Annotated in this window: 15 protein-coding genes; 1 reads left to right on the top strand and 14 read right to left on the bottom strand. The window is 67.0% G+C overall.

Annotated elements, in window-relative coordinates; translation table 11 throughout:
* Positions 1-10: 10 nt before the first annotated feature.
* The 8 genes from J3367_RS11965 to J3367_RS11930 form a co-directional block, all read right to left on the bottom strand.
* Complete coding sequence (locus tag J3367_RS11965; RefSeq protein WP_024350133.1) at positions 11-565, bottom strand: TRAP transporter small permease subunit; 555 nt, start codon at positions 563-565, stop codon at positions 11-13.
* Between the two features lie 91 nt (positions 566-656).
* Positions 657-1,694, bottom strand: a complete 1,038-nt coding sequence (locus J3367_RS11960; RefSeq protein WP_024350134.1) for a TRAP transporter substrate-binding protein — start codon at positions 1,692-1,694, stop codon at positions 657-659.
* A complete protein-coding gene (locus J3367_RS11955; RefSeq protein WP_421461168.1) occupies positions 1,691-2,506 on the bottom strand; it encodes a maleate cis-trans isomerase family protein in 816 nt (271 codons plus the stop codon). The genes J3367_RS11960 and J3367_RS11955 overlap by 4 nt, the downstream gene beginning before the upstream one ends.
* Positions 2,507-2,957: 451 nt before the next feature.
* The gene (locus J3367_RS11950) at positions 2,958-3,656 is read right to left on the bottom strand and encodes a DUF2848 domain-containing protein (protein ID WP_024350136.1); all 699 of its coding nucleotides are present in this window, start codon (positions 3,654-3,656) and stop codon (positions 2,958-2,960) included.
* A gap of 205 nt (positions 3,657-3,861) precedes the next feature.
* A complete protein-coding gene (locus tag J3367_RS11945) occupies positions 3,862-4,050 on the bottom strand; it encodes a hypothetical protein (RefSeq protein WP_155898441.1) in 189 nt (62 codons plus the stop codon).
* An 84-nt stretch (positions 4,051-4,134) separates the two neighbouring features.
* Entirely contained in the window at positions 4,135-4,932 is a 798-nt protein-coding gene (locus tag J3367_RS11940; protein ID WP_029702935.1) for an aspartate dehydrogenase, read from the bottom strand.
* Between the two features lie 2 nt (positions 4,933-4,934).
* Complete coding sequence (locus J3367_RS11935) at positions 4,935-5,885, bottom strand: 3-hydroxyacyl-CoA dehydrogenase (RefSeq protein WP_029702936.1); 951 nt, start codon at positions 5,883-5,885, stop codon at positions 4,935-4,937.
* An 81-nt stretch (positions 5,886-5,966) separates the two neighbouring features.
* Positions 5,967-6,353 carry a cupin domain-containing protein gene (locus J3367_RS11930; RefSeq protein ID WP_024350140.1) on the bottom strand — a complete coding sequence of 129 codons (387 nt, stop codon included), beginning with the start codon at positions 6,351-6,353 and terminating at the stop codon, positions 5,967-5,969.
* A 236-nt stretch (positions 6,354-6,589) separates the two neighbouring features.
* Between J3367_RS11930 and J3367_RS11925 the strand changes: the two genes are divergently transcribed.
* Positions 6,590-7,309, top strand: a complete 720-nt coding sequence (locus J3367_RS11925; RefSeq protein WP_024350141.1) for a GntR family transcriptional regulator — start codon at positions 6,590-6,592, stop codon at positions 7,307-7,309.
* Positions 7,310-7,324: 15 nt separating this feature from the next.
* On the opposite strand, the gene J3367_RS11920 is transcribed toward J3367_RS11925, so the two are convergent.
* The 6 genes from J3367_RS11920 to J3367_RS11895 form a co-directional block, all read right to left on the bottom strand.
* On the bottom strand, positions 7,325-7,966 hold the full coding sequence (locus tag J3367_RS11920) for a TetR/AcrR family transcriptional regulator (RefSeq protein ID WP_024350142.1): 642 nt from the start codon (positions 7,964-7,966) through the stop codon (positions 7,325-7,327).
* Positions 7,967-8,172: 206 nt separating this feature from the next.
* Complete coding sequence (locus J3367_RS11915) at positions 8,173-8,934, bottom strand: SDR family oxidoreductase (protein WP_024350143.1); 762 nt, start codon at positions 8,932-8,934, stop codon at positions 8,173-8,175.
* Between the two features lie 52 nt (positions 8,935-8,986).
* Positions 8,987-9,787 carry an alpha/beta fold hydrolase gene (locus J3367_RS11910; RefSeq protein WP_024350144.1) on the bottom strand — a complete coding sequence of 267 codons (801 nt, stop codon included), beginning with the start codon at positions 9,785-9,787 and terminating at the stop codon, positions 8,987-8,989.
* Positions 9,784-10,098, bottom strand: coding sequence for an NIPSNAP family protein (locus J3367_RS11905; protein WP_024350145.1), 315 nt, complete (start codon positions 10,096-10,098; stop codon positions 9,784-9,786). The genes J3367_RS11910 and J3367_RS11905 overlap by 4 nt, the downstream gene beginning before the upstream one ends.
* Before the next feature lie 29 nt (positions 10,099-10,127).
* Complete coding sequence (locus J3367_RS11900) at positions 10,128-11,441, bottom strand: TRAP transporter large permease (protein ID WP_202814802.1); 1,314 nt, start codon at positions 11,439-11,441, stop codon at positions 10,128-10,130.
* Entirely contained in the window at positions 11,438-11,986 is a 549-nt protein-coding gene (locus J3367_RS11895; protein WP_024350147.1) for a TRAP transporter small permease subunit, read from the bottom strand. The genes J3367_RS11900 and J3367_RS11895 overlap by 4 nt, the downstream gene beginning before the upstream one ends.
* Between the last annotated feature and the right edge of the window lie 14 nt (positions 11,987-12,000).

Below are 12,000 nucleotides of genomic sequence, written 5' to 3'. Positions count from 1 at the left end.
GGGCAGGCGGTCAGCGCGCATGGACATTGTCCAGCTCCTCCTTGATCTCGTCCTCCACCCCCTTCGGATCGAAGGCCTCCGACAGAGCGTCGAGACGGCCCCGCAGGAGGAGGTAGGTGGCGTAGAGGGCGAGGCCGACGGCGACGAAGGCAAAGAGCACGTAACCGGCGAACCAGCCGGCCTGCGGATAGATCATCGGCGTCGCCCAGGGCGTCGGCGCGACGCTGCCATAGGCGATGGTGTCGGCGATGACGAAGCGGCCGACATAGACGAGGAAGAGGCCGAACAGGGCGAGCGAGACGATCGACAGCCAGTCGAGGATGGAACGGATGGTCGCCGGCAGGCGGCGATGAAGGAAATCGATGCGCACATGCGCCCGGTCGACCAGGGCCACGGTGAAGGCCAGCGACGATCCGATGGCGAGGACGTAGCCGCCCAGTTCGTCGGCGCCTTCGAAGGAGAAGTTGAACAGTTTTCGGGCGACGGTCTCGGCCGCCACGAAGAAGGACAGCGCGACAAGCGACAGGCCGAAGACCCAGCTGGCGAATCTGGCGAAGTGATGCATGGAGCCGTCCCCGTTCGTGAGCGCAGCGCGTGGAGATCGCCGCAGGGTGCCGGGCGGCCGAAGGGCCGCCCGGTCTGTTGGCGAGGGGAGACTAGAAGCCGAGCGCCTTGCCCACGGTCTTCTGCCAGTCTTCCGAGCAGGTCGGGTTGACCTTGTCGCAGATCTCCTTCCAGCCCGGGAACGAGATGTCGCGCAGCGCGCTCTGCATCGTCGCCTTGTCTTCCTCGGAGACAGGGATCAGCTTGAGATCGTAGGACTTCACCGTCTCGCAGGGCTCTTCACCGACATTGCAGTTCACGGCGTCCTCGAAGATCTCTTCCGAATAGGCCCAGATCTCCGAGACGAGACCGTCGAAGGCCGCCTGCAGCTTCTCCTGGTCTTCCGGGGAGAACTTGTTCCAGGTGTCGAGGTTGATGCCGTAGCCCTGCACCGCGATCTGAAAGGCGATCGGCAGCATGTTGCTGGTTTCCTCGGGCCAGCCGGCGGTGTTGGCCGAGCTCGGGCCGGTGATCGCGCAGTCGATCACGCCGCGGGCGAGCGACTGCTGCACTTCCGAGAAGCCGAGCGGCACCGGCGTTCCGCCGACCGAGGACACGAAATTGGCCAGGCTCTGGTCGTAGACGCGGACCTTGTTGCCGCTGAGATCGGACAGCTTGGCGATGTCGGGCTGGCAGAACAGCACCTGCGGCCCGAACGGCCAGACGCCGAGGAGCTTGGTGTTGAACTTCTCCTGCAACTGCTTGTCGACGACCGGGCTGAAGGCGTCGACGGCCTTCTTGGCGGTGGCATAGTCCGGGTTCTGGCCGACAAGATCGAGGCCGAGAATGGTCGGCTCGTCGCGCGAGACCTGGGACATGCGCAGGGAGATGATGTCGAACAGGCCGCTCTTGAGAAGCCGCAGCTGCTCGGTGTCCTTGACGCCGGTGACGTCGACCGGCGTGTAGGTGGCGCTGACGTCGAGGCCGGTCTTCTCCGCCATGTTCTCGAAGAACGGGGCTTCGTAGTTCTTCTGGATGAGGCCGGTCGACGAGGGCTGGCCCATCACCTTGAGGCTGATGGTCTGCGACAGGGCGGGCGCCGCAAGGGCTGCCGTGCAGGCGGCGGCAAGAAGCAGGGCTTTGATCTTCATGTTGCACTCTCCGTTGATGCCGGCTTTCCGGCAGGGGATGTGTCAGGGCCCGAAGCGGACGGGACGCCTGTCGCGAAAGCCTGCGTTGGCCGCAGGTCTGTCATCTGGGAAAACTCCGGGAACAGCCGGCCCCAGCCGGTGATCCGCGCGGTGTCGAGACCGACGAGACGGGCCGTGGCAAAGGCGGTGATGGCGACCGAGTCGATGACCGGAATGCCGCATTCGCGCTCGAGCGCGGCCACGATCGGCGCTCCGCGAAAATTCGTGCAGACGATGGCGATCATCTGCGGCCTGGCCGCCGCGACATCGCGCACGCAGTCGGCGATGGCCTCGGGCGTGTATTCGCAGAACGAGAAATTGCCGCGGTCTTCCAGGTGCCGTTCGGCCACCACCGCGATGCCCTGGCGGGCGTAATTGGCGACGATCCGCTCCTGAACCTCGCCGAGATACGGCGTCACCAGCGCGATGCGCGTGACGCCCGCCGCCTGGAACAGCCGGTCATAGGCCAGCATGGTCGTCGTGGCGGCGATGCCCGTCGCCGCTTCGATCTCGCGGCACAGCTCGACGTCGCGCTCCAGTCCGAGCCAGGCCGAGGAGGTGCCGTTCCAGGCGATGACGTCGACGCGGGCGTCGGCCAGGAGGCGCGCCGCGTCGAGGACCGGGGCGAGGTCGAACTGGGCCTGCGAGCCCTGCGACATGGAAATCTCGGTGACCCTGAAGCGGCCGAAATGCACGCTGGCCTCGGCGCCGAAGGGGCGCAGGATCTCGGCCGTATAGGGTTCGAGAACGGTGTTGGAGGACGGCGTCAGCATCCCGATGCGAAGCGGGGCGCCTGCTTTCCGATTGTCCGGCCCTTCGGCCCCTGCCTGCGTCAACTGGGTTCACCCTCGCCGCAACGTCTTTCGATGAGCAGCATTCAATTGTTAATTGAATTCAGTGTAAACCCCTGTCAGCGCTGAAATATACGCCAATCACTGGCGTAAATTCTTGCAGGTTGCCCAATTCGGCGGCGGCGATGGAGGCGGTTGGAGCGCCGTCCGGAGACTTGGCCTTGGCGGCGAGGCCTGACGCAGCGGGACGCTGGGACGGCCGTGCGTGGCCCACCGGGCGGGACAGAATCATCGCCGCCGCACGGGCGCGCCGGCAACGGGCGAGGCACCCGTGTGGCCCTTGGTCGGCAGGCTTGGCTGCGCGCTGTGGAGGCAGCGGAACGCGGCGGCGGACGGAGGGCTGGCGCCCCGTACGGAGCGGCCAGCCTCGCGCCTATTTCACCGCGGGCAAACTGGCGGTCTCGTATTCATGGACGAGCGTGCGATCGAGGACCGGGTCGTGCATCTCCATCCGGAAGAACCGGGCCGGACGCACCCCGCCCGACAGGACGCCCAGCGTGCCGCACATCATCGCCGTGCCCGGTTCCAGCCGCCCGTCGCCGGCCGCGAAGGGACACGCCGCGATCAGCTGGTCCAGCGGCCGGATCTTCGCCACGCCGCCATCCTGATACGCCGTCCACTCCGCCGCCGGATCGTCGCGCACGAAGGACCGCAGGAGGATGTCGTCGAGATGGTCGCGAACGTCGCGATAGTCCCAGAGCGCGGTCGCCACGGGCTTGGCGCAGACCTGCTTGGACAGGGCGACGGAATGGGTCTCCAGTTCGCGGTCGGTGTGGTCGGAGCCGAGACCCAGATACAGGCTTTCGCCGTCGTCGATCAGCAGCGGCTCGACCTCGCCCGACGAGGTGGCATCGACCACCTGGATCACCGTCTCGCTGGTGAGGAGCTGTGCGCTGATCCGGTAGAACAGCGGGACTTCGGACGGGGGCGGGACGCCGATCGCCGCGAGTTCGGCGATGTGGTGATCGACCGCCGCGCGGTCGCGGCCGGTCCAGCCGGCGATGACCGCCTGGCGGATGGTGATCGACAGCGGGCCGTGGCCGACGCGTTCGAAGCTGAGGGTTGAGGACAAGGAAACACCTGCAAAGCGGGTTGAGGAGGGAACGAGACGCAACGGTGAGGCCGTTGCAGGGTGAGTGCAACAGATCCCGCCGGTCGGGCAGGGCCGCGGGAACGGCCCGGCGCTCCGCTTTCCCTTGCAAAGCCCGTGCCAGACCGCCCCGAAATGGACGGGGCGCGTCCATCGCCCATGCGGCGCCGGGGATTTGCGTCCGCCGCTATCTCAGCAATGCGCGCAGGGACGGCTTTTCCGCCAGCCGCGCCAGAAGCGCCGGGGTTTCCCGCGACGGCGGCGGCACCGCCTCCAGCGCCAGCGATTCCTGGTGCGGCGCTGTCGCGGTAAAGCGCCGGCGCGCATTGGCATGATGGAATCGCCACAGCACTTCCGCTGCCAGTTCCTCGGGCATTGTGGCGGCTTCCAGGCCCGCGATCGATTCGGTCACCTCCTGATTGCACGCCTGCCGGCGACAGGGCTCAGGCTGCACTGGTCGTCAGGTGCCGACGGGCGCGTAGCGGCGCAGGGCTGTGGCGACGAGGCTGAGGGCGGTGATCGCGGAGGTCTTGGGATTGTCCGGCGAGGCGCGGTTCTCGAACCGCAGGAGGGCGTCGCCGGCCGCGCCGGTGATCGCGATCTCGTGGGTGTTGCGGGTGACCTGAGGGTCGGCGACGACCCGCACCCGCGTGCGCTCGAAGCCGGCGGCCAGCGCGATCGTCAGCCCGGCATTGAGGTTCCTGGGATAAAGCTTCGCCGCTTCCGGCGCGCTGCCCTCGAACAACGTCACCGGCTCGGTGCGGGCGGTGTCGGCAAGGCCCAGCGCCGCGAGTTCGCCGGCCCAGGCGGCGGGCGGCTTGCGGGAGGTGTAGGTTACGGCGATGTCGCCGGTCAGGGCGGCCGCGGCGATGTAGTCGAGCCCGCCGACGGCGCCGGCCGGGATGATCAGCCGCGCCCCGCTGCGCGCGCAGATGGCATGGATGCGTGCGGCCATCTCCGGCGACTGCAGGGCGCCGACCGACGCGGGGACGACGTCGATGCCGCTGTCGAGGCAATGTGGGACCATCTCGGCGAAGGCCTCCGCCGAGGCGGCTTCGATGATCGCGTCGGGCTTCCAGGCGATCAGGGCGTCGAGATCGGCCGCGAAGGCCACGCGCTCCGCAATGCCGTCTGCCGGGGGCCGGCGGGTGAGGACCATGACCCGGCAATCCGTCTCGGCGGCGAGCAGCCTTGCGCAGGAACGGCCGGCGGCGCCGTAGCCGATGAGGCCGATGCGCCGCATGTCCGGGGCCGCCATCCTCAACCCCTGTCGACCGTGCCGCGGGCATCCTTCAGCCCGCGCAGCGCGATGATCGACTGGTCGCGCCAAGCGACCTTCTCCTGCAGCCTGTCCAGTGGAATCTTGGTGCGGGCATAGGCTTCGAGCGCGTCGATGGATTTGTCCGTCACCACGTCGGCGAAGCCCAACTCGTTGGCCATCTCGTTGAACAGGAAGCCGAAATTCTCCAGATACTGGCGAATGCCACCCTTGGCGTTCAGGTCGACGCCCTCGAAGGGGCCGAGAAACGCCCAGCGCAGGCCGAAACCCTGGCTGATGATCTTGTCGATGTCCTCGGCCGAGATCAGGTCCTCGTTGAGGCAGCGGAACATCTCAACGACCAGCGCCGCCTGCATGCGGTTGAGAACGAAGCTCGGGATCTCGCGCTTGATATGCACCGGCGTCTGGCCGCAGGCCTCCATGAAGCGGAAGGTCGCGTCCGTCACGTCGGCCCGGGTGAAGGGCGCCGGGCAGATTTCGGTGACTGGCAGGAGATGCGGCGGGGTCGCCGGGTGGACGACGATGCAGCGGTCGCGGCAGGCGAGATCCGAGGCGAATTTCGACACCGGGAAGCTCGACGTGGTGGTGGCGAGGATTGCGTCCGGGCCGGTCAGGCGGTCGAGCTCGGCGAAGATCGCCACCTTGGCGTCGAGCTTCTCGACGATGCATTCGTGGACGAAATCGGCATCGGCCACCGCGTCGGCGAGATTGTCGTGGATCGTGATGCGGGCGGTCACCTGAGCAACGGTCTCGCCGGGCCGCAGCAGCGCGTCGGAAATGGCGATCGCCTCGGCCAGCCGGCCGGGCAGGGCGGCGCGGCCCTCGGCGCTGTGGTCGTAGATCGCGACCTGCAGGCCGCTGCGCGCATAGACGATCGCCCAGGATGCGCCGATGATGCCGGCACCGGCGATGGCGACTTTTTCAATGCTCATGTGACGTCCGATCATCGTCGCGATGCGGGGCACGCATCGCAGAGGGCAGGGAATGGCGGCGCCCAGCGGCGCCGCAGGCGTTCAGAATTCGGGAACCCAGCGGCGCGTCTGCTCGCTCTCGTCCTCGTAGCGCCCCTCGAAGATCGGCGAGGCGATGGTGGCGCGCACATGCAGGATGTCGTCGCCGACATTGCGGAAGCCGTGCCGGGCCCCGGCCGGAATCAGCACCGACTGGTTGGCCGTGACGACCACGGTCTCGCTGCCGACATGGATTTCCGCGGTGCCGCCCATGACCTCGAGGATCTCCTCGACCGCATGATGATGCGTCGGCGCGCCGAGGCCCTTTTCGCACCATTGCTCGAAGACGCAGATCTGGTGGGCGCCGGTCACGGCGGACACTCGCATCTGGGTCATGACACCGTCGCGCCATTTCTCGAGGACGCCGTCATTGTGGTCTTTGATCAGCATGACATTCCTGCCTTCGTCTGTCCGGGAAGACGTGTGCATTCGCGATCCGGATGGCCGGTTCCGCGCGCGTCGATGATGCGGACGAAGCGGGGTGTCCCGCGCCGATGGTCGGCAGAACTGCAATTGATCGCTCCGTGCCGGATCATATTGTACGCAAATAAAATACAGAGCAAGGGAGAACTTGCACGCAGGCGTCCGGTTGGGCAGATTGCGACAACGCCCGAAGGGAGCGCGTCATGCCGAAAACCAGAGCGGACCCCGTCGACGGGGCAGACACAGCAAAGCGCCGCGGATTCGGGTCGCTGACCGTGCGCGACCGCCTGCGCGACGAAATCCTGACGCTGGAACTGCCGCCAGGCCACCTTCTCGACGAAGTGGGCCTCGCCGAGCGTTTCGGCGTCTCGCGCTCGCCGGTTCGCGAGGCGCTGGTGCATCTGGAGGCGGAAGGGCTGGTCAGCACGCTGCCGAACAAGGGCACGGTCGTTGCGGGCATGAATCTCGAGGAGTTCCCGCAATATATCGATGCGCTGGACCTGGTGCAGCGCGCCGTCACGCGGCTGGCGGCCGAGCTGCGCACCGAGGCCTGCCTCGACAGGATTCGCCGCGCGCAGGAGCTGTACCGGGCGACGATCCCGGGGCGGGACGTTCTCGGCATGATCCAGACGAATGTCGATTTCCACCTTGCCGTGAGCGATGCCGCGCGCAATCCCTATCTCCACGATGCCTATCGCCGGCTTCTGATCGGCGGTCGCCGCATGGCGCGCCTCTATTACCGGTCCTATGACGACGACCTGCCGCCGGAGCTGCCAGCCGCCCACGACCGGATGATCGAGGCGATCGAACGTCGGGACACCGAACTGGCGGAACGGCTGGCCCGCGCGCACACCGAGGAGGTGCATTCGCGCTTCATCCACTTCATGGGCCAGCGACGCACCCGCGACATCGCCCTGCGCTGACGCTCCGCAACGCGCCTAGTGCTTGGTCGCGATCTGGGCGACGGGGCGCTGCTCGGCGCGTGCCCGTTCGCAGCCATAGGCATGTTCGACGATATGGGCGAAGGACCGGTAGAGCTGGTTCAGGCGTTCGAAGCCGCCATCGTCCTGGGTGATCGCGCCAGCACTGTCGGCGATCGCGACGAGTTGCAGCGCCACGTCGCGCTTGGGAATGTCGGCGACGAGTTCACCGCGGTCGACCGCCTGATCGATGGCCGCGATGATGAAGCGCTCCAGCGTGACCGCGAAGCTGTGCAGCGCTTCCTGGGCCTTCGGTCCGATGAGGTCGCGGTCGACCCGCATCCGGCAGATCAGGCTCCAGGAATTGGTCGAGGTGTAGGTCTCGTTGAACAGGACGTAGCGCTCGCGATTGGCCTCCATCATCCCGATGATCTTGTCGGTGAAGGATTTCTCGCCGGCCCAGTTCCGTTCCCACTTGGCGAGCAGGTTGGCGATATACTTGACCACCACGATCTCGCAGAGATTCTGCTTGTTCCCGTAATAGTAGTGGATCGCGGCCCGCGTCGTCCCGAGGCGGTCGGCGATGTCGCGGAAGCGGAAACCCTGATAGCCGTGCCGGATCAGCATCTCGACGCTCAGTTCCTCGATCTGCTCTTTCATCGAACGCTGACAATCACTGCGGACCCTCCTCCTCGCGGCCTGTCTTCGTGGTTGTGCCACGGCTGTCAAGACGTTCGTCGCCCGACGGGCGTCAAGGCCAATTGGCGGTGCGCGGCGCCGGCCTCCCGCCGGTGCGATCGCGCTGTTCCAGCACAAGCGCCAGCCGCCTTCCATGGTTCCGGCGACGCCCAGCCGGTGCGCGTGCGTCACCGGATCGTCCAGCCCCCATCGGCGACCAGGGTCGAGCCGGTGGAGAAGGAGGAATCGTCGCAGGCCAGGAACAGGATCGCCTTGGCGATTTCCTCCGGCTGTCCGAGCCGTCCCATCACCTGCCGGTCTTCGAGGCTCTTGCGCAGGGCCGCGGCGTCGGGCGCGGTCTCGAAGATGGTCTTGAAATACGGGCTCTCGATCGTGCCCGGCGCGACGCAATTGACCCGGATCCCGGCGTCGGCATGGTCCATCGCCATGGCGCGGGTGAGGGCGGAGACGGCGCCCTTGGAGGCGGTATAGGCCGCGCGGTCGTAGATGCCGACGATCGCGCCGCCCGAGGCTGTGTTGACGATCACGCCGCCGCCATGTCGCTCCATCACCGGGATGGCATGCTTGCAGCCGAGATAGACGCCGCGGACATTGACCGCGAACAGGGCGTCCCAGTCCTCGACGGCCGTGTTCACGACGGTGCCGGCGATGCCGTAGCCGGCATTGTTGACGAGAACGTCGAGCCGGCCATGGGCCGCCACGCAGCGCGCCACCATTGCCTCGATGTCGCTTTCGCTGGCGACATCGACCGTCATCGCCTCGGCGCGTGCGCCGGTTGCTGCCAGTTCCTCCGCGACCCGTGTTGCTGCTTCCCCGTTGCGGTCCGCCACCAGCACGGTGGCGCCGTTCTCGGCGAAGAGCCGTGCGGTCTGATGTCCGATCCCCGAACCACCTCCGGTGACGATGGCGATCTTGCCGGCGAGCTTCATGGAGCGTTTCTCCTGGATGCGGGCATATTGTTGGATGCGGGACTGGGCCGGGTCATCGAAGGCCGGCGGCCCAGTCCGCGACGGCGGTCACGAAGGCGTCGGTCTGCGAGGCCGGAAAGAAATGGCCGCCCTCGGGCAGAAGGGTCAGGGGGGCTGCGGGCAGTGCCTTGGCCAGATCTCGCTGCAGGAAGGCGGGCACGATCATGTCGTCCGCAGCGCCGATGATCATCGCGGGCATCGTCAGTTGCGACACCGCTGCGCTGCCGTCGAAGGCGAGCAACGCCTCGATCCGCTCGGCGACGATTTGCCGGGCCGTGTCGCTTGTGGGGGCCTTCGCCACCGCCCGCTCATAGGCCGACCAGTTGGCCTCCAGCCATTCCGGTGCATAGGAGATCAGCGTCGCCGTGGCGGTGTAGGCGACGGGGTCGTGGCGCAACAGGTCGAGGCGGGTCCGAAACAGGGCCGTCATGTAGCGGCTGGTCCGCAGCCATGTGGCGCTGAGCCCGAGGCCGGTTACCCGCTCCGGTGCCCGTGCCGCCAGGCTCTGGGCGATGCAGCCGCCGGTCGAGTGGCCGACGATGGTCGCCGCCTCGATCCCGGCGGCGTCGAGCACCGCCTGAACGTCATCGGCCAGTTGCGCAATGTCCGTTTCGGCCGTGCCCCGCGTCGAGGCGCCGATGCCGCGCTGGTCGAATGTGATGATCTCGAAGCGGTCGCGCAGTCTTGCTGCGACCGGCGCCCAGAATCCGGCCGTGCCGCCGAGCCCGCTGACAAGGACGAGCGGGGCGCCGGCACCCTCGCGGCTGGCCTTGAGGACGGCGCCATCGGCGGTGGAAACGGAAAAGTCGCTCATTGCAGCGGCGAGAAGTCCGTGGGGACGAGGATCCGCGTGTTCTGGCGCTCGATGAGGCCATCGACGCGGGCGAGATAATCCTGCCATTCCGGGTCGGCGAGCATGGCCTTGCGGCGCGCCGCGCGGTCGTCGAGGCTCTCGTAGCCCCACAGCGCCACGACGTGGTTCAGCTCGCCGATCTCGGTGGTGAAGTAGCTGACGAAGGTGCCGAGGTACTTCTTCTGCAGGGCAAGGCCGTGGTCGCGGTAGCAGGCGACGAAGGCGCCGAGCTTGCCCGGCCGGATATGGTAGTCGCGTTCTTCGTAGATCATGGGAAAGGGTCCGTTGTTGGCGTTCCGGCTCAGCCGTAGATGACTTTCGGCATCCAGGTGGCGAGGGACGGGAAGATGAACAGAAGGGCGAGGACGAAGAGCTGGCAGCAGATGAACGGGATCACCCCCCAGTACATCGACTTCAGGCTCATCTCCGGCGGGGCGATGGCGCGCAGATAGAAGATCGACGGCGCCATCGGCGGCGTCAGGTAGCTGGTCTGCAGCGTCACCAGGAAGACGATGGCGAACCACAAGGGGTCGACACCGTAGGCCGCGAGCACCGGCACCGCGATGGTCATCATGATCAGGACGATCGAGATCAGGTCCACCGCGAAGCCGAGGACGAAGGTGATCGCCAGGATCAGCGCGACGACCGACCAGGCTTCAAGGCCAAAGGCGTCGAGCATGCCGCGCACCGACATCATACCGCCCGAGGCGAAGAACACGCCCGAGAAGATCGAGCCGGCCAGGACGATGGCGAGAATCATCGCGGTCAGCGAGATCGTCTGAAGCGACGCTTCAAGCAGCAGCTTGAAGGTCATCCGGCGATAGAGGACCGCCAGCACCAGCACACCGAACGAACCGCAGGCCGCCGCCTCCGTCGGCGTCGCGAGACCCGAGAACAGGGTGCCGAGCACCGTGGCGATCAGGATCAGCGGCGGCACCAGCGCGGTCAGCGTGAAGATGATCTTCTCGTGGAACGAGCGCGGATCGGGCTCGGGGTCGCCGGGCGCGAAGGACGGTTTGATGATGCAGATGCCGATGATGTAGATCGCGAACATCGCCGCCATCAGCAGGCCCGGCAGGAGAATGCCGGCGAGAAGATCGCCGACCGGCAGGGCCGCGATCGGCGCCAGCACGATCACCGGGATCGAAGGCGGGATCACGGTGCCCAGCGAACCCCCGGCGCAGACCGTTCCCGCGATCAGCGAGTGATTGTAGTTGCGCTTCAGCATGCCGGGAATGGCGAGCATGCCGACCAGCGTCTCGGTGGCGCCGACGACGCCCGAGGCTGCGGCGAAGATCGTGCACATGAGCAGGGCGGCGATCGCCAGTCCGCCGGGCAGCCGCCGGGTCCACATGTAGATCGCGTCGAACAGCCGTTCGGCGATGCCGGCCCGCTCGAGGATCGCGCCCATGAAGATGAACAGCGGGATCGCGCCCAGAACGTAATTGGTCGCGACCTCGTCGACCCGCTGGGCGATCTGCAGGATCAGGATGTCGCCGAAGCGCACGAGGCCGAAGCCGAGCGCCACCAGCATCATCGAGAAGGCGATGGGGATGCCGAGCGCGATCAGGACGATCAGCGCCGGGAACATCAGGAGTACGGTGTCGCCCATCATGCCGCGCCCGCCTGTTCGTCGATGGTGGGCTCATGGGGCGGGGTGGCATCGGGCTTGCCGGAGAGCGCGCGCAAGGCCCGCAGCGCCTTGCCGGCCATCTGCAGCGTGAACAGCGCGAAGCCGATCGTGTAGATGACGCGGAACGGCCAGACCTTGGGGTTCCAGGCCGACAGGCCGGAGCCTTCGCCGGTCCGGTAGGTCCGCAGGATGCCGTCGTAGAGGGTCAGGGTCAGCCACAGCAGCAGCCCGGTCATCGCCAGGAAGGCGAGGCTGTCGATGAGGGCGACGACGCGGCGGGGCAGATGGGCGTGGATGAAGTCCACATTCACATGCGCGTCGTTGCGCAGGCAGTAGGACAGGCCGAGCAGGAAGATCGTGCCCATCAGCATGTAGCTGACCTCGAAGGCCCATTGGGTCGGCGCGTCGAAGAGGTAGCGGCTGAGAACCTCGTAGACCATCGCGAAGACCAGCGGCAGCAGCAGCATGGCTGCGATCCGTCCCGACCAGAGCGACAGTGTTTCGATGGCGTTCAGGACGGCTTGCATGCATGCCTCCGTCG

Source organism: Aurantimonas sp. NFXS3, from assembly GCF_049132005.1.
GTDB lineage: Bacteria > Pseudomonadota > Alphaproteobacteria > Rhizobiales > Rhizobiaceae > Aurantimonas > Aurantimonas coralicida.
Note: the sequence above shows the minus strand (reverse complement) of the source record. Positions and strands in the feature narration are given on the sequence as shown.

What these genes read in the sequence shown, in the direction of transcription:
- J3367_RS11920 (WP_024350142.1), bottom strand. Translation starts at nt 7,966, where the DNA reads ATGAAAGAGCAGATCGAGGAACTGAGCGTCGAGATGCTGATCCGGCAC.
- J3367_RS11930 (WP_024350140.1), bottom strand. Translation starts at nt 6,353, where the DNA reads ATGCTGATCAAAGACCACAATGACGGCGTCCTCGAGAAATGGCGCGAC.
- J3367_RS11935 (WP_029702936.1), bottom strand. Translation starts at nt 5,885, where the DNA reads ATGAGCATTGAAAAAGTCGCCATCGCCGGTGCCGGCATCATCGGCGCA.
- J3367_RS11910 (WP_024350144.1), bottom strand. Translation starts at nt 9,787, where the DNA reads ATGAGCGACTTTTCCGTTTCCACCGCCGATGGCGCCGTCCTCAAGGCC.
- J3367_RS11915 (WP_024350143.1), bottom strand. Translation starts at nt 8,934, where the DNA reads ATGAAGCTCGCCGGCAAGATCGCCATCGTCACCGGAGGTGGTTCGGGG.
- J3367_RS11945 (WP_155898441.1), bottom strand. Translation starts at nt 4,050, where the DNA reads ATGCCCGAGGAACTGGCAGCGGAAGTGCTGTGGCGATTCCATCATGCC.
- J3367_RS11960 (WP_024350134.1), bottom strand. Translation starts at nt 1,694, where the DNA reads ATGAAGATCAAAGCCCTGCTTCTTGCCGCCGCCTGCACGGCAGCCCTT.
- J3367_RS11940 (WP_029702935.1), bottom strand. Translation starts at nt 4,932, where the DNA reads ATGGCGGCCCCGGACATGCGGCGCATCGGCCTCATCGGCTACGGCGCC.
- J3367_RS11955 (WP_421461168.1), bottom strand. Translation starts at nt 2,506, where the DNA reads ATGCTGACGCCGTCCTCCAACACCGTTCTCGAACCCTATACGGCCGAG.
- J3367_RS11965 (WP_024350133.1), bottom strand. Translation starts at nt 565, where the DNA reads ATGCATCACTTCGCCAGATTCGCCAGCTGGGTCTTCGGCCTGTCGCTT.
- J3367_RS11900 (WP_202814802.1), bottom strand. Translation starts at nt 11,441, where the DNA reads ATGATGGGCGACACCGTACTCCTGATGTTCCCGGCGCTGATCGTCCTG.
- J3367_RS11925 (WP_024350141.1), top strand. Translation starts at nt 6,590, where the DNA reads ATGCCGAAAACCAGAGCGGACCCCGTCGACGGGGCAGACACAGCAAAG.
- J3367_RS11905 (WP_024350145.1), bottom strand. Translation starts at nt 10,098, where the DNA reads ATGATCTACGAAGAACGCGACTACCATATCCGGCCGGGCAAGCTCGGC.
- J3367_RS11895 (WP_024350147.1), bottom strand. Translation starts at nt 11,986, where the DNA reads ATGCAAGCCGTCCTGAACGCCATCGAAACACTGTCGCTCTGGTCGGGA.